This window comes from Microbacterium enclense, assembly GCF_004022425.1.
In the GTDB taxonomy this organism is placed as follows: domain Bacteria; phylum Actinomycetota; class Actinomycetes; order Actinomycetales; family Microbacteriaceae; genus Microbacterium; species Microbacterium enclense_A.
Map to the genome: position 1 here is coordinate 1 of NZ_RBZY01000052.1, position 20,387 is coordinate 20,387.

Sequence of the window (20,387 nt, forward strand, 5' to 3'; positions counted from 1 at the left end):
CCCTCGCCGCGGGCGCCTTCCGTCAGCAGGATGCCGAGGCCGGCGAGGCCGGTCGGGTGGAACTGGAAGAACTCCATGTCCTCCAGCGGCAGGCCCTTGCGCCACACGATGCCGACGCCGTCACCGGTGAGGGTGTGCGCGTTGGAGGTGGTCTTGAAGATCTTGCCGAAGCCGCCGGTGGCGAACACCACGGCCTTGGACTGGAAGACGTGCAGGTCGCCCGTCGAGAGCTCGTACGCCACCACGCCGGCGACCTGGGTCTTGCCGGCGTCGTCCTTCAGCGTGACGAGGTCCAGGACGTAGAACTCGTTGAAGAAATTGATGCCGAGCTTGACGCAGTTCTGGAACAGCGTCTGCAGGATCATGTGGCCCGTGCGGTCCGCGGCGTAGCAGGCCCGGCGGACCGGGGTCTTGCCGTGATCGGCGGTGTGACCGCCGAAGCGTCGCTGGTCGATCTTGCCCTCGGGCGTGCGGTTGAAGGGCAGGCCCATGTTCTCGAGGTCGATGACGGCGTCGATCGCCTCCTTGGCGAGGATCTCCGCGGCGTCCTGGTCGACGAGGTAGTCGCCGCCCTTGATGGTGTCGAAGGTATGCCACTCCCACGAGTCCTCTTCGACGTTCGCGAGCGCGGCGGCCATGCCGCCCTGCGCTGCGCCGGTGTGCGAGCGCGTCGGGTACAGCTTCGAGATCACGGCGGTCTTGGCGCCGGGACCGGCCTCGATCGCCGCGCGCATGCCGGCGCCACCGGCGCCGACGATCACGATGTCGAACTGGTGGTAGTGCACGCCGTCCTTGACGATCGTGTCCGAGCTGGTCTGAGTGCTCACGTGTGCAATGCCTCTGCTGTCTCAGGCGGGAAGGAGGATGCCACGGCTCACGCCTGGCAGATCTCCCAGAGGGAGCTGCTCTCGGTGACACCGAGGCAGGGGTCGAAGGTGAAGACGACGAGCGTGCCGAGCAGGATCAGGAACCCGGCGGAAACCCACAGCGACCCGACCAGGATGCGGCGCACCTGGGCGTTCGTGACGTAGTCGTTGACGATGGTGCGCATGCCGTTCGCACCGTGGATCAGGGCGAGCCACAGCATCAGGACGTCCCACCACTGCCAGAACGGCGAGGCGAGCTTGCCGGCCACGAAGGCGAAGTCGATCTGGTGGATGCCGTCGTTCGTCATGAGATTGACGAAGAGGTGGCCGAAGATGAGGACGATCAACAGCACGCCGGACGCGCGCATGTAGATCCAGCCCCACTTCTCGAGGTTCGTCCCCTTCTTCCGCACGGTGGGCGTGCGGGGAGCGGGAATCGTGCTGGCTTCCTGGGCGACGGACATCAGTGGCTCCCCGTGACGGCGCTGAACACGTTGATGAGGTGGCGCGGCGTGAAGCCGAGCATCGTGACGACCCACAGGCCCAGGACGCCCCACCACAGCTGGCGCTGGTGGCGCGTGGCCCACGGCCAGAAGTCGACCAGGATGATGCGCAGACCGTTGTAGGCGTGGTAGGCGATGGCTCCCACGAGGGCGACCTCGCCCAGGCCCATGATGGGGTTCTTGTAGGTCCCGATGACCGCGTCGTACGCCTCGGGCGAGACCCGGATGAGGGCCGTGTCGAGGATGTGGACGAGCAGGAAGAAGAAGATCGCCACCCCGGTGATGCGGTGGAGAACCCAGGACCACATTCCCTCTCGGCCGCGGTAGAGCGTCCCGCGCGGCACTCGCGACGTGGTCTCTTTCACCGACAGCGTGGCACGTGCTGGTGCTGACACGGTCGTCCTCCCTGATCGAACACGGTGTGGGGGCCCGCACAGGCCCCGAGCGTCACACGGGCGCCCTTGAATACTACGGCCGGCCTATGAAACGGGGGGATGAGGGTCGCCTAACACTCTCTCGATGTCGAGATAGTTCGACGTCGATGTCCCGACGATCTCCGTCCGGTTTCGCCGTGGCATCCGTTCGTCGAAGGTCACGGGAACGCCACGTCGCTCCCGGTAAGGTCGGTGCCATGGCCGAACCTGCTATCGACGACTTCTACGCCGTGATCCCCGCCGGAGGGATCGGCAGCCGCCTGTGGCCGCTTTCCCGAGCCGATGCCCCCAAGTTCCTCCACGACCTCACCGGCTCCGGCCAGACGCTCCTGCGCGATACATGGGACCGTCTCGCGCCCCTGTCCGGAACCGATCGCATCGCCGTCGTCACGGGCCGCGCGCACCGTGCGGCGGTGGAACGGGAACTGCCGGGCGTGCCCGACCACAACGTCTTCCTCGAGTCCGAGCCGCGCGACTCGAGCGCCGCGATCGGCCTCGCCGCCGCGATCCTCGTCCGGCGCGAGCCCGACGTGATCATCGGGTCCTTCGCCGCCGATCACGTCATCCGGCAGACGCGCCAGTTCGACTTCGCGGTACGTCAGGCCGTCGCGGTCGCCCGCGCGGGGTACATCTGCACCATCGGCATCCAGCCCAGCGAGCCGAGCGTCGGTTTCGGTTACATCAAGCAGGCGGACGAGCTCATCGTCGACGGCGCCCCCGAGGCGTACACGGTGGAGCGCTTCGTCGAGAAGCCCGACCTCGACACCGCGAAGGAGTACTTCTCCGATCGCGCGTACCTCTGGAACGCGGGCATGTTCATCACCCGTGCCGACGTCCTGCTGGCCGAACTCGCCGTGAACGAGCCCGAACTGCACGCGGGCCTGCTCGAACTGGCGGACGCGTGGGACGACCGCGATCGCCGCGGTCCGGCGGTCGACCGCATCTGGCCGGGCCTGAAGAAGATCGCGATCGACTACTCGGTCGCCGAGCCGGCCGCCGAGAAGGGCCGCCTCGCCGTCATCCCCGGTCATTTCGACTGGGATGACGTGGGCGACTTCGCGAGCCTGTCCAAGCTCAACTCCTCCGGGGGCCGCAACGAACTGGCCATCCTCGGCGAGGACGCGAGGGTGCTGGCGGATGCCTCCAGCGGCATCGTCGTGACCCAGACCAAGCGCGTGATCAGCCTCATCGGCGTGCGCGACATCGTCGTGGTGGACACCCCCGACGCCCTCCTGGTCACGACCAGCGAGAACGCCCAGCGCGTCAAGGGCGTCGTAGACGCGCTCAAGCTCACCGGGCGCGGCGACGTCCTCTGATACTGGATGCCACTGCCTGCGGCATCCAGTACCGTCCTGTGCGCGCTGTGTGGCGCGCGCATGACGTGAGATTGCGTCTTTGTAACCATTGGCGCGCGCGGCCCGTCCCGGGACACAAGCGAATCGTCACAGTGGGTAACGTGACTCCATCGTCCCCGAACCCGTCGGGGCCCCCGTCTTGGAGGACCATTCGTGAAGACCACGAAGAAGGCCGTCGTCAGCGGCCTCGCCATGATCGGCGCAGCCGTGCTGCTCGCCGGCTGCGGCGCCGCACCCGAGAGCAACGGCGCATCGGCCGATGCCGGCGCCAGCGACTACCTGCCCTGCATGGTGTCGGACGCCGGTGGATTCGACGACAAGTCGTTCAACCAGCTCGGTAAGGAAGGCGTCGACGCCGCCGCGACGGAGCTCGGCTCGCAGACCCCCATCGAGGTCGAGTCGCAGTCCGAGACCGACTACGCCTCCAACCTGCAGAGCCTCGTCGACCAGGGCTGCAACACGATCGTCACGGTCGGCTTCCTCCTGGCGCCCGCCGCGCTCGAGTCGGCCACGGCCAACGCCGACGTGGAGTACGTCTCGATCGACGACACCGTCGACAGCGACTTCGACGGCCAGACCGACGCCCCCAACATCAAGCCGATCATCTTCGACACCGCGCAGGCCGCGTACCTCGCCGGCTACCTCGCCGCCGGTGTCTCCAAGACCGGCGTCGTCGGCACCTTCGGTGGCATCAACATCCCGACCGTGACCATCTTCATGGACGGCTTCGCGCAGGGCGTCGAGAAGTACAACGCCGACAACGGCACCTCGGTCCGCGTCGTCGGGTGGGACCGCGCCGCCCAGGACGGCTCGTTCACCGGTGGCTTCGAGGCCAACGACACCGCGCGCCAGACCGCGCAGGCGATCATCGACCAGAACGTCGACGTGCTGCTGCCCGTCGGCGGTCCGATCTACCAGTCGGCCGCTGTCGCCATCCAGGACGCGGGCCGCGAGATCGCCCTCGTCGGTGTCGACGCCGATGTCTACGAGACCGACCCCTCCGTGGGCGACCTGCTGCTGACCTCGATCCTCAAGGGCATCGACGTCGGAACCAAGGACGCGATCGTGGCCGCCGGTAACGGCGAGTTCGACGCCGCGCCGTTCGTCGGCACCCTCGAGAACGAGGGCGTCGGCCTCGCGCCGTACCACGACTGGTCCGACCGTGTCCCGGCTGAGCTGACCGCCCAGGTCGACGCGCTCAAGGCCGACATCATCAGTGGCACCATCTCGGTCGAGTCCTACCTGGCCGGCTGAGAGATCCACTCTTCTCGGGGAGGCCGGCTTCGTGCCGGCCTCCCCTCCCTTATGGGGCTGCGAGCCCGCTCGCTCAGAAACGGACCCGTCCACGAGACGGGTCTTCGCCGCCGCACACCCTGCGTGCGGTGCCACAGAACTTAGGATCGGGAACATGAAGCTCGAACTCCGCGGGATTACGAAGACCTTCGGATCCCTGGTGGCGAACGATCACATCGACCTCACCGTCGAGGCCGGCGAGATCCACTGCCTGCTCGGCGAGAACGGTGCCGGCAAGTCCACCCTCATGAACGTCCTCTACGGCCTGTACCAGGCCGACGGGGGAGAGATCCTGCTGGACGACGCCGTCCAGCACTTCGCCGGACCCGGTGACGCGATGCGCGCGGGTATCGGCATGGTGCACCAGCACTTCATGCTGATCCCCGTCTTCAGCGTCGCCGAGAACGTCATGCTCGGCCATGAACCCACGAAATTCGGCGGGCGTCTCGACCTGGCCGCCGCGCGGGCGAAGGTGAAGGAGATCTCCGATCGCTTCGGGTTCGACGTCGACCCCGACGCCCTCGTCGACGACCTGCCCGTCGGCGTGCAGCAGCGCGTCGAGATCATCAAGGCCCTCTCCCGGGATGCCAAGGTGCTCGTGTTCGACGAACCGACCGCCGTGTTGACCCCCCAGGAGACCGACGAGCTGATGGCCATCATGCGTCAGCTCAGGGCCGCGGGAACGTCGATCGTCTTCATCACCCACAAGCTGCGCGAGGTGCGCGAGGTCGCCGACCGCATCACGGTGATCCGCCTCGGCAAGGTGGTCGGCGAGGCCGACCCGCAGGCGTCGAACGCCGAACTCGCTTCGTTGATGGTGGGACGCGCCGTCGAGCTGACCGTGCAGAAGGAGGCGCCGACGCTCGGCGACGTCGCTCTGTCGGTCTCCCACCTCACCGTCGTGGATGCCATCGGCCAACGGGTCGTCAACGACGTCAGCTTCGAGGTCCGACGCGGCGAGGTCCTGGCCATCGCGGGCGTGCAGGGCAACGGCCAGACCGAGCTCACCGAGGCGCTTCTGGGCCTCCAGGATCGCGTCGAAGGCTCCATCGTGCTGGACGCGAGCGAGCTCACGGGTCGCAGCGTCCGCTCGGTGCTCGAGGCGGGCGTCGGATTCGTTCCCGAGGACCGCAAGGAGGACGGGCTCGTGGGGGAGTTCTCGATCGCCGAGAACCTCATGCTCGACCGCGCGGACGGCGCTCCGTTCGTGAAGGGCGGGACCCTGCAGCTGTCCACGCTCGCCGACTTCGCCCGCGACAAGGTGAGCGAGTTCGACGTGCGCACTCCGTCCATCGAGACGCCGGTCGGCCGCCTGTCCGGCGGCAATCAGCAGAAGGTGGTGCTCGCCCGCGAGCTGAGCCGAGACCTTCGCCTGTTCGTCGCCGCCCAGCCCACCCGCGGCGTGGACGTGGGGTCGATCGAATTCATCCACAAGCGTGTCATCGAGACCCGCGACGCGGGTGTGCCCGTCATCGTCGTCTCCACGGAGCTCGACGAGGTCACGGCCCTCGCCGACCGGATCATGGTCATGTACCGCGGTCGCGTCGTCGGCATCGTCCCCGGTGACACCTCGCGTGACGTCCTCGGCCTCATGATGGCCGGCGAAGCGCCCCAGAACGAAGGAGTGGCCGCGTGAGCGATCCGCACAGCCCGCAGGATCCCACGGCTGCCCGCGCCGACCGCGCCGCAGAGGTGACGAGCGCGACCGACGCCGACGTCGCCCTCGAGAGCGGGGCGGCGGTCGACTCCGCCGCCGGTGCTCGCGTCGTGACGCCGCCGCCGGGCGAGGAGGAGAACCGATGGCGCCGAGCTCTGCGTGAGATCGCGACCGGCAACGCGATCATCTCCGTGCTCGCCGTCGTCCTGGCTCTCCTGGCCGGTGCGATCATGATCGCCGCCACCGACGAGAACGTCCAGGCCGCGTCCGCCTACTTCTTCGCCCGACCGCTCGACACCCTGGCCGCGATCTGGCAGTCGGTGTCCGGGGCCTACGCGTCGTTCTTCCAAGGCGCGATCTACAACTTCCGCCGCCCCGAGTTCGCCACCGGCATCCGTCCGCTGACGGAGACCCTCACCTTCGCGACGCCGCTGATCGCCGCGGGTCTCGGCGTGGCGCTGGCGTTCCGCGTCGGCATGTTCAACATCGGCGGTCGTGGGCAGATGCTCGTCGCCGCGGCCGCCGGCGGTTACGTCGCCTTCGCGTTCGACCTGCCATGGGGGCTGCATGCCCTCGTCGCTCTGGTCGCGGGTGTCGCAGCCGGTGCGATCTGGGCCGGCATCGCGGGCGTGCTGAAAGCGCGGACGGGCGCGCACGAGGTGATCGTCACGATCATGCTCAACTACGTCGCGTTCTACCTCGTGTACTACATGCTGCGCACCCCCGGGCTGCTCCAGGCCCCCGGCTCGAACAACCCCACGACCCCGGCGATGAAGGAGACGGCCGTCTTCCCCGACCTGCTCGGGCCCGGCTACAACCTGCACTTCGGGTTCGTGTTGTCGATCGCCGCCGTCGTGCTCGTCTGGTGGATCCTCGAGCGCTCATCGCTCGGCTTCCGCTTCCGCGCCGTCGGGCTGAATCCCCACGCCGCGCGCGTCGCCGGTATCAACGTCAAGTCGATGTACGTGTACGCGATGCTCATCTCCGGCGCCCTCATCGGCCTCGCCGGGGTCGACCAGGTGCTGGGAACCGTGACCACGGGCTTCTCCAGCGGCATCGACGCGGGCATCGGTTTCGACGCGATCACCGTGGCCCTGCTCGGCCGCTCCACTCCCGTCGGCGTTCTCGTCGCCGGCATCCTGTTCGGCGCGTTCAAGGCCGGTGGCTTCTCCATGCAGGCCGCGAACGGCGTGCCGATCGACATCGTCCTGGTCGTGCAGTCGCTCATCGTCCTCTTCATCGCGGCCCCGCCCCTGGTGCGCGCGATCTTCCGTCTGCCGGCCCCCGGGGCGCACCAGCCCAAGGCGCGCGCCACCAAGAAGAAGGAGGCGGTCCGGTGAGCACCACCGCCGCACACCCCGAGGCGACTCCCGCGGCCGCCACGCTCGACAGAGCCGTCGTCGTGAGCTGGAAGGCCCCGATCGTCTACGGCGTGATCACTGTGCTCGCCGCCGTGCTCTTCGTCATCGCCCGGCAGGACGGCGACGCCGTCTTCCGCATCTCCAGCCCCGGCGAGTTCATCCAGCTCCCCGAGGTCGTGCTCGGGGGCGTCGTCACGGCCGCCGTCTGCACGGTGCTGCTGGCCCTGGTGACCCTGGCGAGCGTCCTGATGGTGCGTGCCCGTCGTCGCCCGCCGGTGTGGCTCGCGGTGATCTTCGCCGTGGTGTTCATGGTCGGCTTCCTCACGTGGGCGGCCGCGGGTGCTACCACCGCCGTCATTCCGCTCACCGGGCTCCTCGCCGGCGGCCTGAGTCTCTCGGTCCCGCTGATCTTCGGTGCCATGTGCGGTGTGCTCAGCGAGCGCGTCGGTGTCGTGAACATCGCCATCGAGGGGCAGCTCCTCGCCGGCGCCTTCACGTCTGCGATCGTGGCGACACTCACCGGCAACCCGTACATCGGGCTCGCGGCCGCCGCGGTCGCCGGCGTGCTGGTGTCCTTCGTCCTCGCGGCCTTCGCCATCAAGTACTTCGTCGACCAGGTCATCGTCGGCGTCGTGCTGAACGTGCTCGTCGTCGGGCTGACGAGCTTCCTGTTCTCGCAGCTGCTGGCCCCCAACTCCGCGTTGCTCAACTCGCCGCCGCGCTTCGCCCGCCTGCCCATCCCGGTGCTCGCCGACATCCCGATCATCGGGCCGATGCTGTTCAACCAGACGATCATCGTCTACCTGATGTACGTCACGGTGGTCGCGGTCTACGTCGGGCTCTTCCACACCCGCTGGGGACTCCGCCTGCGCGCCGTCGGCGAGCACCCCCAGGCGGCCGACACCGTGGGCATCAACATCGCCCGCACGCGGTTCTGGAACGTCTCGTTGGGCGGCGCGATCGCCGGTCTCGGCGGCGCTTTCTTCACGCTCGGCTCGGTCGGCGCCTTCAACAAGGAGATGACGGCGGGCGCCGGCTACATTGCTCTCGCCGCGGTCATCTTCGGCCAGTGGGACCCGATTCGCGCGACGCTGGCGGCCCTGCTGTTCGGCTTCGCATCGAACCTGCAGAACACGCTGGGCGTCATCGGATCGCCCGTGCCGAGCGAGTTCATGCTCATGCTGCCGTACGTCGTCACGATCTTCGCCGTCGCGGGTCTCGTCGGGAAGGTCCGCGGACCCGCGGCCGCCGGCAAACCGTACGTCAAGGGCTGACCCGGCCCCGTTCCCCCCTTCACGAGAGGACCCTCCGCTCCACGATGACCGACATCGACTGGGACGAACTCCGTTCCGCAGCCACCGAGGCCATGCACCGCGCCTACGCTCCCTACTCCCGCTTCAAGGTCGGCGCGGCGGCGCTCGTCGCCGACGGGAGGATCGTCTCGGGGTGCAACGTCGAGAACGCCTCCTACGGGGTGACCCTGTGCGCCGAGTGCGGGCTCGTGTCCGAACTGCACATGAGCGGTGGCGGTCAACTCGTCGCGTTCGTCTGCGTCGACGGCGAGGGGCGCACCCTCATGCCGTGCGGTCGCTGCCGACAGCTGCTGTTCGAGCACGCCATCCCGGGCATGCTGCTCGAGACGGTCAGTGGCATCCGGACCATCGACGAGGTCCTCCCCGACGCCTTCGGCCCCCGTGACCTCGAGGAGGCCGCCCGATGAGCGCGGAGCAGTACGACGCGGTCGACATCATCCGCGCCCAGCGCGACGGACGATCGATCACCGAGGGCGAGATCCGCTGGCTCGTCGACGCCTACACGCGTGGCTACGTCATGGACGCGCAGATGTCGGCGTTCACGATGGCGGTCCTGTTGAACGGTCTCGGCCGTGACCAGATCCGGGTGCTGACGGATGCCATGATCGCCTCGGGCGAGCGCATGGACTTCGGGTCTCTCGACAAGACGACGGTCGACAAGCACTCCACCGGCGGCGTCGGTGACAAGATCACGCTGCCGCTGGCACCGCTCGTGGCCGCATTCGGCGTCGCCGTGCCGCAGCTGTCGGGCCGAGGCCTCGGCCACACCGGCGGAACCCTTGACAAGCTCGAGTCGATCCCCGGCTGGCGGGCCGCGCTCTCCAACGACGAGATCCTCGCGCAACTCGCGGACGTCGGTGCTGTCATCTGCGCGGCCGGCACGGGGCTCGCGCCCGCCGACAAGAAGCTGTACGCGCTGCGCGATGTGACCGGCACGGTCGAGGCGATCCCGCTCATCGCCTCGAGCATCATGTCGAAGAAGATCGCCGAGGGCACCGACTCGCTCGTGCTCGACGTGAAGTTCGGCTCCGGCGCGTTCATGCAGGACATCGACCGGGCGCGCGAGCTCGCGGAGACCATGGTCGCCCTGGGCACCGACTCGGGCGTCAGAACCACGGCGCTCCTGACCGACATGAACACCCCCCTCGGGCTTGCGATCGGCAACGCGAACGAAGTGCGCGAGTCCGTCGAGGTGCTCGCCGGGGGAGGCCCGGCCGACGTCGTCGAACTCACCGTCGCCCTCGCCCGCGAGATGCTGACGCTGGCCGGCCAGCCCGATGCCGACGTCGAGGCCGCTCTGTCCGACGGTCGCGCCATGGACGTGTGGAAGCGGATGATCCGCGCCCAGGAGGGCGACCCGGATGCCGCGCTCCCGACCCCGCGGGAGACGCACACCGTCGTGGCCGACCGCGGCGGCGTGGTGACCCGCGTCGAGGCGCTGCCCTTCGGCATCGGCGCGTGGCGTCTGGGCGCCGGACGCGCGCGCGCGGAGGACGCCGTCGTGCACGCCGCCGGTATCGATCTCCATGTCACAGTGGGCGACACGGTCGCTGCCGGCCAGCCGCTGTTCACTCTCTCGGCCGATGATGAGTCGCGCTTCGACCGCGCCCTCGCCGCGGTCGAGGGGGCGTGGGAGATCGGCGACACCGCTCCCGCGCGCACCCCGCTCGTGCGCGAGCGCATCACCGCGTGATGGCATCCGACCCGAGGAGCACCATGGCCACCGACGACGTCCGCATCCAGGGCAAGAAGCTGAAAAGCCTCCCGAAGGTCTCTCTGCACGACCACCTCGACGGTGGCATGCGCGCCCAGACGGTGCTCGAGCTCGCCGACGACCTCGACCTCGACCTGCCCGCCGACGACGCCGCGGGCCTCGAGGACTGGTTCGCGGACCACGTCGAGTCCGGTTCGCTCGAGGACTACCTCGAGAAGTTCTCGCTCACCGTCGGCGTGCTGCAGACCCGTGAGGGGCTGGTGCGGGCGGCGAAGGAGTTCGTCGAGGACCTCGCGGACGACGGCGTCGTCTACGGCGAGGTGCGGTGGGCTCCCGAGCAGCACCGCACGCGCGGCCTGAGCTTGGACGACGTCGTGGATGCCGTGCAGGAGGGCATCGAAGAGGGCGAGGACGCCGCGGACGCCCGCGGCAAGGACATCCGGGTGGGTCAGCTGCTGACCGCCATGCGGCAGGGGTCGCGCTCGCGCGAGATCGCCGAGCTGGCGGTGGCCTGGCGCGGGCGCGGCGTGGTGGGCTTCGACCTCGCCGGTCCCGAGGAGGGGTTCCCGGCCTCGAACCATCGTGCGGCGTTCGACTACCTCGCCGAGCAGTTCTTCCCCGCGACGGTGCACGCCGGCGAGGGTGCGGGACTGGCATCCATCCGCTCCGCCCTCCTCGACGGGCGAGCCGTGCGCCTCGGCCACGGCGTGCGGATCGCCAACGACCTGGACGTCGTCTCGCGAGAGGGCGAGGAGGTGCTCGTCACCTTCGGTGACATGGCACGCTGGGTGCGGGACCGCGAGATCACGCTCGAGCTGTCGCCGACCTCGAACCTGCAGAGCGGCGCGATCACGGCGTGGGGCGACACCCTCGACGCCCACCCGTTCGACCTTCTGTACCAGCTGGGCTTCTCGGTCACGGTGAACGTCGACAACCGCCTCATGAGCCGCACGACCCTGACCCGCGAGCTCGGACTGCTGGCGCAGGCCTTCGACTACGACCTCGACGATCTCGAGGCCTTCCAGCTGAACGCCGCAGCCGGCGCCTTCCTGCCGGTGGAGGAGCGCGAGGAGCTCATCGAGATCATCGCCGAGGGCTTCCAGCGCTGACCCGCGCTGTCGGGCCACGGCGCAGCTCACACGCTTCAGTGTCCAGAACACGCGGACGAGCCCACGTTGCATCCGCGTGTTTTGGACACTCAACGTTTCGCCCCCGCGCACACCGGCACTGCCCGCGGGTCGGCCGAGCGTCAGGGTTCCGGAAGGAACGCGTCCAGCTGCTCGGCGATGATGCGGTCGACCTCGGCGGGATCCGCCGTCGGCGTGCCGTCGCCGGGCTGGGGGCCGTAAGCGCCGAACGAGGCGTGCGAGGCGCCCGGGATCTCGACGAACTCCGCGTCCACCGGGAGTTCCTCCGCGGCGTCGGCGATCTTCAGCGGAGTCGACAGGCCGTCCTCCGAACCCGAGAGGCTCAGCACGGGAAGACCGGATGCCGACAGGTCGTTCGCGCAGTACGAGGCGAACAGCACCAGCGCGTCGGCGTCCCCGGCGAGCTGACACGCGCGCACGCCGCCGAGGGAGTGGCCGCCCACCGCCCACGCGCGCACGTCCGGGGCGAGGTCCGTGAAGGTCGACAGCGGTCGCGGGTCGAAGAAGGCGAGATTCAGCCACGGGCGCGTGATCACCACCGTCACGCCGTCGTCGACGACGGTGTCGGTCAACGTCGCGACGTACCCGAGCGCGTCGACCTTCGCGCCGGGGATGAAAACCAGACCGCGTCCGGTGTCGCCCGAGGTCGGCGTCAGGATCACCGCGGTGGCATCCTCGGTGATCGTCAGGCCGGGGTCGGCCCGTGCTTCGGCGAGCGGGTCGGGCTCAGCGCCCATGACACCGACCTGGCTGTAGATCAGGATGCCGACGACCGCCACGACCACGAGGGCGCCGAGGCCGCCCAGGATCCAGCGCAGGGCGCGAAAACGCCGACGGGGCGCACGGGGCGCCCCGTCGGCGGACGGGGAGGTGTCGGTCACCTCACGAGCGTAGTGCGGCCTGACGGGCCGCGACGATCTCCTCCACGCGCGCGAACAGCGGGTGCTGCGGCTCGAGGCCGGTCACCTGGGCGGTGAATCCGGCGGCATCCAGCTCACCGAGCAGGCGCTGGAGCTCCACGGCCTGGGCGTCCTCGGCATCCTGGAACTCCAGGGCCGCCGCCATCGCGGCGACGAGCGCATCGACGGGGAGGTCTCGCTCGATCGCCTCGGCGGCGGGGCCCACGAAGCGCTCGTGCCGTGAGAGCTTGCGCAGCGGCTGACGTCCGACCCGCCACACCGTGTCGGGCAGCGCGGGGTTGCGGAAGCGCTGCAGGATCGTGTCGCGATACTGCCCCTGCACCTCGGCGTCGAGCTCGTGCTTCTGCACGAGAAGGGCGCTCGTCTCCTGGAGCGTCGCCTCGACCTTGGCGGCGATCGCGGGGTCGGCCAGGGCGTCCGAGATCCGCTCGATCCCCACCTGCGCCCCGAAGTACGCCGTGGTGGCGTGCCCGGTGTTGACGGTGAAAAGCTTGCGCTCGATGTAGGGCGCCAGATCGTCCACGAAGTGGGCGCCCGGAATGTGCGGCGGGGTGTCGCCGAACGGGCCGCGCTCGATCGCCCACTCGTAGAAGGGCTCGACCGTGACGTCGACGCCGCCGCCGGCCTGTGCCGGAACGATGCGGTCGACCGCCGTGTTGGCGAACACGGCGCGGGCTTCGAGGGCGTCCCAGGAGTCCCCGGCGATCTCGACCACGTGCTCGCGGAGCTGATCGGTCGCGCCGATGGCGTTCTCGCACGCCATGATCTGCAGCGGGGCGAGCGAGGGGTCGCGAAGCGCCAGCCCCGCGACGATGTGCGGCGCCACGAATTTCAGGATCGTGGGGCCGACGGCGGTGGTCACCACGTCGGCGGTGGCGATCTCGTCGACCAGGGTCTCGGCATCCGTCGAGCTGTCGATCGCGCGGAATCCGGTCACCGTCTTGTCGGTGCCGCCCTCGCCGACCTCGTGGACGGTGTACTCGGATGCCGCGTTGATCGCGGCGACCAGCGGCGCCGCGACGTCGGAGAAGACGAGGTCGTAGCCGCCCTCGTGCAGCAGCAGACCGACGAAGCCGCGACCGATGTTGCCGGCCCCGAAGTGGACGGCCTTCATGCGTTGACGGAGCCCGAGAGGGCTTCGTAGAGCTCCTCGGGCGAGGAGGCGGCCTTCAGACGGGCGACGTCATCCTCCTCGGAGAAGAGGATGGCGATCTGCGACAGGATCTCGAGGTGCTCGTCACCCTTGCCGGCGATGCCGACGACGAACGTCACGGGCTCGCCGCCCCAGTCGACGCCGCCGTCGTAGCGGACGACCGACAGGCCCGAGGCGAGGATCGCCTGCTTGGTCTCGTTGGTGCCGTGCGGGATCGCGAGCTCGTTGCCCATGTAGGTGGACACCGTCTCCTCGCGCTGCTGCATGGCGGAGAAGTATTCGCCGGTGACGGAGCCGGTGGCCTCGAGCAGGTCGGCGGCCTCCTTCATGGCCTCTTCGCGCGTGGCGCTGCCGGGGTGGATGCGGACCGATTCGATGCGGAGGACGTTCGACATGGTTCTCGCCTTTCTCGTCGTGCTGTCCAGCCTCGCAAAACACGGGCCGGACGGGAAGACGGAGGGGCCGGGGTTGTGCCCCAGCCCCTCCGTATGGGTGTTACTTCGCTTCGTGCTGGCTGCGGACCATCTCCACGACCTCGTCGTACTTCGGCGAGTTCATGAAGTTGTCCACCGACACGTGGATCGCATCGGGGTTCTGCGCCTTCGCGCGGTCGGTGAGCTGGTTCTGGGTGATGATCAGGTCGGCCGTGCCGTCGAGGTTCGCGATCGCCGCGTTGGTGACGGTGACCCCTTCGATCCCGGCCTTCTTGATCTTGTTGCGCAGGACGCTCGCGCCCATCGCCGAGGAGCCCATGCCCGCGTCGCACGCGAACACGATCGCGTTCACCTGCTTCGTGGCGACGGCACCGCCGAGGCCGCCCAGGGCACCCTCGACGTCGTGATCGGCGGACGCGGTGACGTCGCTCGACGTGCGCGAGCGCAGGCCGCCGAGCGCCGACGACTCCTTGCCCTTGTTGGCCTCGGTCTGGTCGATCGCCGCGGCGAACGCGTCGTCGCCGCCCTCGGCCGCGAGGTCGCGCTTGCGCGAGGCGCGCAGGATGACACCCGCGACCAGGAACGTGACCACAGCGGCCACGACGACCGAGAGGTACACGACCAGCAGGTTCGCCGGTCCGGCACCGATGGCGGCGGCCGTCACGGCGATGATGCTGCCGGGTGCGGCCGGGAACACCAGTCCACCCCCGAAGATCATGTTCGTCGTCACACCCGCGGCGCCACCGGCGATGAGCGCGAGGATCGTCATCGGCTTCGCCAGGGCGTACGGGAAGTAGATCTCGTGGATGCCACCGAAGAACTGGATGATGATCGCGCCCGGGGCCGAGGCCTTGGCCGCGCCGACACCGAAGAACGTGAACGCGAGGAGGAGGCCGAGACCGGGGCCGGGGTTGGCCTCGATGAGGAACAGGATCGACTTGCCCGTCTCTGCCGCCTGCTCGATGCCGAGCGGCGTGAAGACACCGTGGTTGATCGCGTTATTGAGGAAGAGCACCTTTGCGGGCTCGACGATGACCGACAGCACCGGAAGCAGGTTGTACTGAACGAGCCAGCCGACGATGCCGCCGAGGAACGCGCTGATGCCGAGGAAGACCGGACCGAAGGCGAAGAAGCCGACGATCGCGAGGACCATGCCGAGGATGCCGGCGGAGAAGTTGTTCACCAGCATCTCGAAGCCGGGCCGGATCTTGCCGTCCCAGATCTTGTCCATCTGCTTGGTGATCCACGCCGCGAGCGGGCCCATGATCATCGCGCCGAGGAACATCGGGATGTTCGTGCCGACGATGACGCCCATGACGGCGATCGTCGCCACGACGCCACCGCGTGCGCCGTAGACCATGCGGCCACCGGTGTTGGCGATGAGCAGGGGCAGGAGGTAGGTGATCATGACGCTCACCAGGCCGACGTAGCCCTGGTAGGTGCCGTTGTCGCCCTCGGTGAGCGCCGTCATGGCCCCGGGCCAGCCGATGGCCGCTGCGTCCCCGCCGCCGCCGATGATCTCCGCGACGGGGGCCCAGTGCCAGCCGAACGGGCTGTCCGCGCCGAAGAATCCGGCCGGGATGAAGAGCATGGTGATGAAGCCCCACGCGATGAACGCCGCGATGTTGGGCATGATCATGCCGGAGAGGAACGTTCCGAATCGCTGGACCGCGACGCGTGCTCCTCCCGGCTTCTTGGCTGTAGACGCCGTCGTCATTGCTGTTTCTCCTTGTGTAGGGATGCGACCGGGGTCGCGGGGTGTGTCGCGGCTCACGCCGCGGTGGTGGTGGAGGCGGCCTGGGCGGCCTCCCGGGCGGAGGCCGCGTCATCGGCGGCCAGGGCTGCCTCGGCGATGCGGCGGGCATCGTCGAGAGTGTGGGCGAGCAGGGTGGCGCGGACGTCGGCGAGGGCCGTGGGGGCCATCGACAGCGTGGTCGCACCGAGTCCGACGAGCACGACGGCCAGCAGCGGGTCGGCGGCGGCCTCGCCGCAGATCCCGACGGGCTTGCCGTTCGCCCGTCCTGCGGCGCCGACCTCGCGGATGAGGCGCAGGACGGCCGGATGCCAGGGGTCCTGGAACGAGGCGACCGAACCGAGCAGTCGATCGGCGGCGAGGGTGTACTGCGTCAGGTCGTTCGTGCCGATCGAGGCGAAGTCGGCGATCTGCAGGATGCGGTCGGCGAGCAGCGCCGAGGAGGGCACCTCGACCATCACGCCCGTGGTCTTCAGGCCGTACTCCTTGGCGAGGCCGGTGAAGTACCGGGCCTCCTCGACGGTCGACACCATCGGCGCCATGACCCAGAGATCGGCAGGTCCCGCCGCGGACTTCCGGGTCTCGGCATCCGCCTCGGCGAGGGCCGTGAGCTGCTCGCGCAGGATGTCCTCGCTCGCGCGGAGGGCGCGCAGGCCCCGGAGACCCAGCGCGGGGTTCTCCTCGTGCGCGTCGTTGAGGAAGGGGAGCGGCTTGTCCGCGCCCGCGTCCAGCACGCGCACGACCACCTTCTTGCCGGGGAACGCGCTGAGCAATTCGACGTAGGCGGCGCGCTGCTCCTCGACGGTGGGGGCGGAGCTGGAGCTGAGGAACAGGAATTCGGTGCGGAAGAGGCCGACGCCCTCGGCGCCGAGTTCGACGGCTTCAGCCGCGCCGCCGGGCTTGCCGAGGTTCGCCAGCAGCGGCACCTTCGTGCCGTCGGCGAGAGCGCCGTCGGTGATCGGGGCGGAGGCGGCGGACGCGCGCGCGTCGGCGCGGTTCTTGGCCCGCGCCAGGTCGTCGTCGCTCGGGTCGACCGTGACGACGCCCGCGGCGGCATCCACGATCACCGTCTGACCGTCGGCCAGGTCCTTCGCGCCGCTCGCGCCGACGACCGCGACGATCGACTTCTCGCGCGCGAGGATCGCGGTGTGCGACGTGGGGCCGCCCTCGGTGGTCACGAGGGCGAGAACCTTGTCGAGGTCGAGAAGCGCCGTGTCGGCAGGGGCGAGGTCCTTCGCAACCAGCACGAAGGGGTGGCCCGGGTCCGGCACGCCGGGAGCCGCGACGCCGCTGAGGCGCGCGATGACGCGCTGGGCGACGTCGTCGAGGTCCGCGGCGCGCTCGCCGAGGTAGCCGCCCAGGGCGACCAGCTGCTCGCGGAACGAGGCGAAGGCGTCGTGGACGGCGAACTCGCCGGTCTTCCCGGCGGTCAGGCGCGCGTCGACCTCGGCTTCGAGGGTCGGGTCCTCGGCGATCATCGCCTGGGCCTCGAGGACTTCGCGTGCCGCGCCGCCGGCCTGAGCGCCGCGCGCCTCGAGCTCGCGCGCGACCGCACCGACGGCCTCGCGCACGCGCGCGGTCTCCTCCTCGACCGACAGCTCGCTGGGCGCGTCCTTCGGTGCGGGCAGGGGCTCGGCCATGCGCGCGACCGGTCCCTGGGCGACGCCCAGTCCGATTCCGACTCCGCGGAGTTCCGTCATGTTTCTGTGGTTCCTTTACTCGGCGTCGTGGTCGGTGGTGAGAAGCTCGGCGAGGCGCTCGAGCGTCGCGTCGGCGGTGTCGCCGTCGGCGGTGAGCGTGACGTAATCGCCCTGCTCGAGGCCCAGCGCGATGATCCCCAGGATGCTTGCTGCGTTGACCGGGGCTCCCGCGTCTTTCGCAATGGTCACCGGGATGCCAGACTCTTTGGCCGCTTGCGCGAAGAGCTTCGCGGGGCGGGCGTGCAAGCCGTGCGACGAGCCGATGCGAACCGTCCGGGTGATCTGGGGCATGGGTGTTCCTTTCCGGCGGCGGGTCAGACGGTGTCCGCGGATTCCCGCGCGCTCGTGGCCTCGTCCACGAGGGCCAGCGTGCGGGTTCCGGTCAGGTCGGTGAAGACGTCCTCGGGCAGCAGCACGACCCGCACCCCCCGTGTCGCGGCATCCTGTCGAATCCACTCCAGCTCGGAACCGAGGTGCGGACCGACGAGGACGATGTCGGTTTCGAACAGGTCGTTCGGGAGCGACCGCACGGTTCCCGCCGAAGCGGAATAACGGAGGCCGCGATCGTGGGCGGCGCGTTGAACACGCTGTGCGACGAATGTGCTCGACGCACCCGCGCCGCACACCACGAGGATCCTCATCGACCCGCCTCCTTCCCCTCGATTCTGGGCATCGTGTTCACAGCGGACAACCAGGTTCGTTTCCCACCCCCCGGAACATGGATGCCGCGCCCCCGGCGCCGGGGGCGGAGCCGCGTGGTTGGATGGAGGGAGCGCTGCCATTCTGGGGACGGCGCGAAGGACGGATCGTGACGACGAAAGCTCGCCAAGACCGCCTGCTGGCCCTGCTGCTGCGGGACGCGGAGTGGTCCACGGCCGCGTCTCTGGCGGATGCGCTGGGCGTGACCCCCCGCAGCGTGCGCTCGTACGTCACCGCGCTGAACGCGCGCGTTCCCGGGGGAGCCGCGGTCGAGTCCGGCCCGCTGGGCTACCGCGCGGGCACCGACGCGGCCGTCGCCCTGCGCTCGGGCTCCCCGGCCGACAGCGGCACGCCGCGCGACCGGCTCCACACGCTCGTCCGGCGGCTGCTCGACTCCGCGGACGGCATCGACGTGTTCGAAACCGCCGACTCGCTGCACGTCAGCGCCGCCACGCTCGAAGCCGACCTCGCTCGCGTGCGGGGTCTGCTCGGCGGAACGGAGCTGACCCTCGAGCGCTCGGCATCCACGGCTCGCTTGCGCGGGACCGAGGTCGCCCAGCGGCGGCTCCTCTCCAAGCTCGCTCACGACGAGATGGATGCCGGGATGTTCGACCTCGACGCCCTGCGGCGCACGCTCGGGGAGCGATCGGTCGGCGCACGGGCGTTCGGGCCGTTCAAGGCCGAGCTCGTCGCCGAACTCGGGGCGCTCGGCTACTTCGTCAACGAGATCGGCATCGGCGACGTGGTCATGCACATCGCGATCGCCGCCGACCGGGTCACGCGCGACCGGGGCCTCGGGGCTGCCGCCGGGGAGTCCTCGGATGCCGCGAACGCCGTCGCGGACCTCCTCGATCGCCTCACGCTCAAGCACATCGGTGTGCAGCTCGGCGCGGGCGATCTCCGGCACCTCGCGACCCTCGTCCTCACGCGGATCGTCGCCCCCGGCGCTCCCGCGGCCGATGACGTGCGATCGCGCCTCGACCCGGCGGTCGAGCAGGCCGTGCGCGCGGTCGTCGAGGCCGCGGCATCCCAGTTCCTCGTCGACATCGCGCACGACGACTTCGTCCTGCGCCTCGCCCTTCACGTGCAGAACCTGCTGCACCGCTCGCGGGAACAGGCGTGGTCGCGCAACCCCCTGACGCGGTCGTTGAAGTCGACGTACCCGATGATCTTCGAGGTCGCGGTGTACATCGCGAAGGGACTGCAGGACGCCCTCGGCATCCCGATCCTCGATGACGAGATCGCCTACATCGCGATGCACGTCGGCGGGCGCCTCGAACGCAGTCGGCGTTCCGACCAGCTGCTCACGGCCACGATCGTGTGCCCCGGGTACTACGAACTGCACGAGCTGCTGCGCTCGAGCGTCGACCGCTCGCTCGGCCAGGCGATCGAGGTCGTCGGTGTCGAGACGCGCATCGACCCGGCGTGGGACTCGATCGACACCGACCTCGTGCTCACCACGATCGACCCGCCGCGACCGGTCGAGCGGTTCGTGCGGATCCAGCCGTTCCTCACGGACGCCGACGTCGAGCGCGTGCAGGCGGCGGCATCCCGCGTACGGCGCGCGCGGCGCCTCGCGCGGCTCCGCGCCGAGCTCGAGCGGTACTTCTCGCCGGAGGCCTTCGTCCGGGGCGTGGATGCCGACGGCGGCGAGGCCGGGGTCATCCGTCGGTTGGGCGGGTTGCTGGTGGCGGAGGGGGTCATCGACGACGACTACGTGGATCGGGCGGTGGAGCGCGAGGCGATCTCGTCGACGGCGTTCACCGACGCGCTCGCCGTGCCGCACGCGATGGGCATGACCGCGACGCAGACGCGCATCGCGATCGGCATCGCCGACCCCTCGATCCCCTGGGGCGAGGGGAGAGTGCAGGTGGTGGCGCTCGTGGCGTTCTCCGAGGCCGACCGCGAGGCGTTCCAGACCGTCTTCGAGCAGTTCGTCGAGGTATTCAGCGAGCGCGACAGCGTGCAGCGCATCGTGCGACGCGCGACCGACTTCCCCGCGTTCCTCGACGAGCTCGTCGCGGTGATCGACGGCTGACGTCGGGTGTGGGGAAGTGGCCCCGGGGCCACTTCTGTCGCCCCGG

The 20,387-nt window shown here is 69.6% G+C and carries 19 protein-coding genes; 9 read left to right on the forward strand and 10 right to left on the reverse strand.

Features of this window, described 5'->3' with window-relative positions:
* From D8Y23_RS13060 to sdhC, 3 genes are all read right to left on the reverse strand, one after another.
* The coding region (locus D8Y23_RS13060) for an FAD-binding protein (RefSeq protein WP_128218558.1) at positions 1-827 on the reverse strand (827 nt) is incomplete at its 3' end.
* Between the two features lie 47 nt (positions 828-874).
* The gene (locus tag D8Y23_RS13065; protein ID WP_128218559.1) at positions 875-1,330 is read right to left on the reverse strand and encodes a succinate dehydrogenase hydrophobic membrane anchor subunit; all 456 of its coding nucleotides are present in this window, start codon (positions 1,328-1,330) and stop codon (positions 875-877) included.
* Entirely contained in the window at positions 1,330-1,764 is a 435-nt protein-coding gene (gene sdhC, locus D8Y23_RS13070; RefSeq protein ID WP_128218560.1) for a succinate dehydrogenase, cytochrome b556 subunit, read from the reverse strand. Before sdhC ends, D8Y23_RS13065 begins: the two co-directional genes overlap by 1 nt.
* Positions 1,765-2,000: 236 nt before the next feature.
* On the opposite strand from sdhC, the gene D8Y23_RS13075 reads away from it, so the two are divergent.
* From D8Y23_RS13075 to D8Y23_RS13110, 8 genes are all read left to right on the forward strand, one after another.
* A complete protein-coding gene (locus tag D8Y23_RS13075; RefSeq protein ID WP_128218561.1) occupies positions 2,001-3,119 on the forward strand; it encodes a mannose-1-phosphate guanylyltransferase in 1,119 nt (372 codons plus the stop codon).
* Between the two features lie 192 nt (positions 3,120-3,311).
* Positions 3,312-4,412, forward strand: coding sequence for a BMP family lipoprotein (locus D8Y23_RS13080; protein ID WP_240663899.1), 1,101 nt, complete (start codon positions 3,312-3,314; stop codon positions 4,410-4,412).
* A gap of 154 nt (positions 4,413-4,566) precedes the next feature.
* A complete protein-coding gene (locus D8Y23_RS13085; RefSeq protein WP_128218562.1) occupies positions 4,567-6,087 on the forward strand; it encodes an ABC transporter ATP-binding protein in 1,521 nt (506 codons plus the stop codon).
* Complete coding sequence (locus tag D8Y23_RS13090) at positions 6,084-7,448, forward strand: ABC transporter permease (RefSeq protein ID WP_205797161.1); 1,365 nt, start codon at positions 6,084-6,086, stop codon at positions 7,446-7,448. The genes D8Y23_RS13085 and D8Y23_RS13090 overlap by 4 nt, the downstream gene beginning before the upstream one ends.
* Positions 7,445-8,743: an ABC transporter permease gene (locus D8Y23_RS13095; RefSeq protein ID WP_128218563.1), complete on the forward strand. Its 1,299-nt coding sequence runs from the start codon at positions 7,445-7,447 to the stop codon at positions 8,741-8,743. Before D8Y23_RS13090 ends, D8Y23_RS13095 begins: the two co-directional genes overlap by 4 nt.
* Positions 8,744-8,787: 44 nt before the next feature.
* Positions 8,788-9,189, forward strand: a complete 402-nt coding sequence (locus tag D8Y23_RS13100; RefSeq protein ID WP_058595516.1) for a cytidine deaminase — start codon at positions 8,788-8,790, stop codon at positions 9,187-9,189.
* Positions 9,186-10,475 carry a thymidine phosphorylase gene (locus D8Y23_RS13105; RefSeq protein WP_128218564.1) on the forward strand — a complete coding sequence of 430 codons (1,290 nt, stop codon included), beginning with the start codon at positions 9,186-9,188 and terminating at the stop codon, positions 10,473-10,475. The genes D8Y23_RS13100 and D8Y23_RS13105 overlap by 4 nt, the downstream gene beginning before the upstream one ends.
* Before the next feature lie 23 nt (positions 10,476-10,498).
* Positions 10,499-11,605 carry an adenosine deaminase gene (locus D8Y23_RS13110; protein ID WP_128218565.1) on the forward strand — a complete coding sequence of 369 codons (1,107 nt, stop codon included), beginning with the start codon at positions 10,499-10,501 and terminating at the stop codon, positions 11,603-11,605.
* 140 nt (positions 11,606-11,745) lie between these two features.
* On the opposite strand, the gene D8Y23_RS13115 is transcribed toward D8Y23_RS13110, so the two are convergent.
* From D8Y23_RS13115 to D8Y23_RS13145, 7 genes are all read right to left on the reverse strand, one after another.
* Positions 11,746-12,525 carry an alpha/beta hydrolase gene (locus tag D8Y23_RS13115; RefSeq protein WP_128218566.1) on the reverse strand — a complete coding sequence of 260 codons (780 nt, stop codon included), beginning with the start codon at positions 12,523-12,525 and terminating at the stop codon, positions 11,746-11,748.
* 1 nt (position 12,526) lies between these two features.
* Complete coding sequence (locus D8Y23_RS13120; protein WP_128218567.1) at positions 12,527-13,678, reverse strand: mannitol-1-phosphate 5-dehydrogenase; 1,152 nt, start codon at positions 13,676-13,678, stop codon at positions 12,527-12,529.
* On the reverse strand, positions 13,675-14,112 hold the full coding sequence (locus D8Y23_RS13125; protein ID WP_128218568.1) for a PTS sugar transporter subunit IIA: 438 nt from the start codon (positions 14,110-14,112) through the stop codon (positions 13,675-13,677). Before D8Y23_RS13125 ends, D8Y23_RS13120 begins: the two co-directional genes overlap by 4 nt.
* A 100-nt stretch (positions 14,113-14,212) precedes the next feature.
* Positions 14,213-15,868 (reverse strand): PTS mannitol transporter subunit IICB, encoded by a 1,656-nt coding sequence (locus tag D8Y23_RS13130; RefSeq protein ID WP_128218569.1) that lies wholly within the window; start codon positions 15,866-15,868, stop codon positions 14,213-14,215.
* A gap of 53 nt (positions 15,869-15,921) precedes the next feature.
* Positions 15,922-17,604: a phosphoenolpyruvate--protein phosphotransferase gene (gene ptsP / locus D8Y23_RS13135; RefSeq protein WP_128218570.1), complete on the reverse strand. Its 1,683-nt coding sequence runs from the start codon at positions 17,602-17,604 to the stop codon at positions 15,922-15,924.
* A gap of 15 nt (positions 17,605-17,619) precedes the next feature.
* Positions 17,620-17,895 (reverse strand): HPr family phosphocarrier protein, encoded by a 276-nt coding sequence (locus D8Y23_RS13140; protein WP_128218571.1) that lies wholly within the window; start codon positions 17,893-17,895, stop codon positions 17,620-17,622.
* Between the two features lie 23 nt (positions 17,896-17,918).
* Positions 17,919-18,245: a PTS sugar transporter subunit IIB gene (locus tag D8Y23_RS13145; protein ID WP_128218572.1), complete on the reverse strand. Its 327-nt coding sequence runs from the start codon at positions 18,243-18,245 to the stop codon at positions 17,919-17,921.
* Between the two features lie 122 nt (positions 18,246-18,367).
* Here D8Y23_RS13145 and D8Y23_RS13150 point away from each other — a divergent pair, with 122 nt between their 5' ends.
* Positions 18,368-20,341 (forward strand): BglG family transcription antiterminator, encoded by a 1,974-nt coding sequence (locus D8Y23_RS13150; protein ID WP_240663900.1) that lies wholly within the window; start codon positions 18,368-18,370, stop codon positions 20,339-20,341.
* Positions 20,342-20,387: the final 46 nt, after the last annotated feature.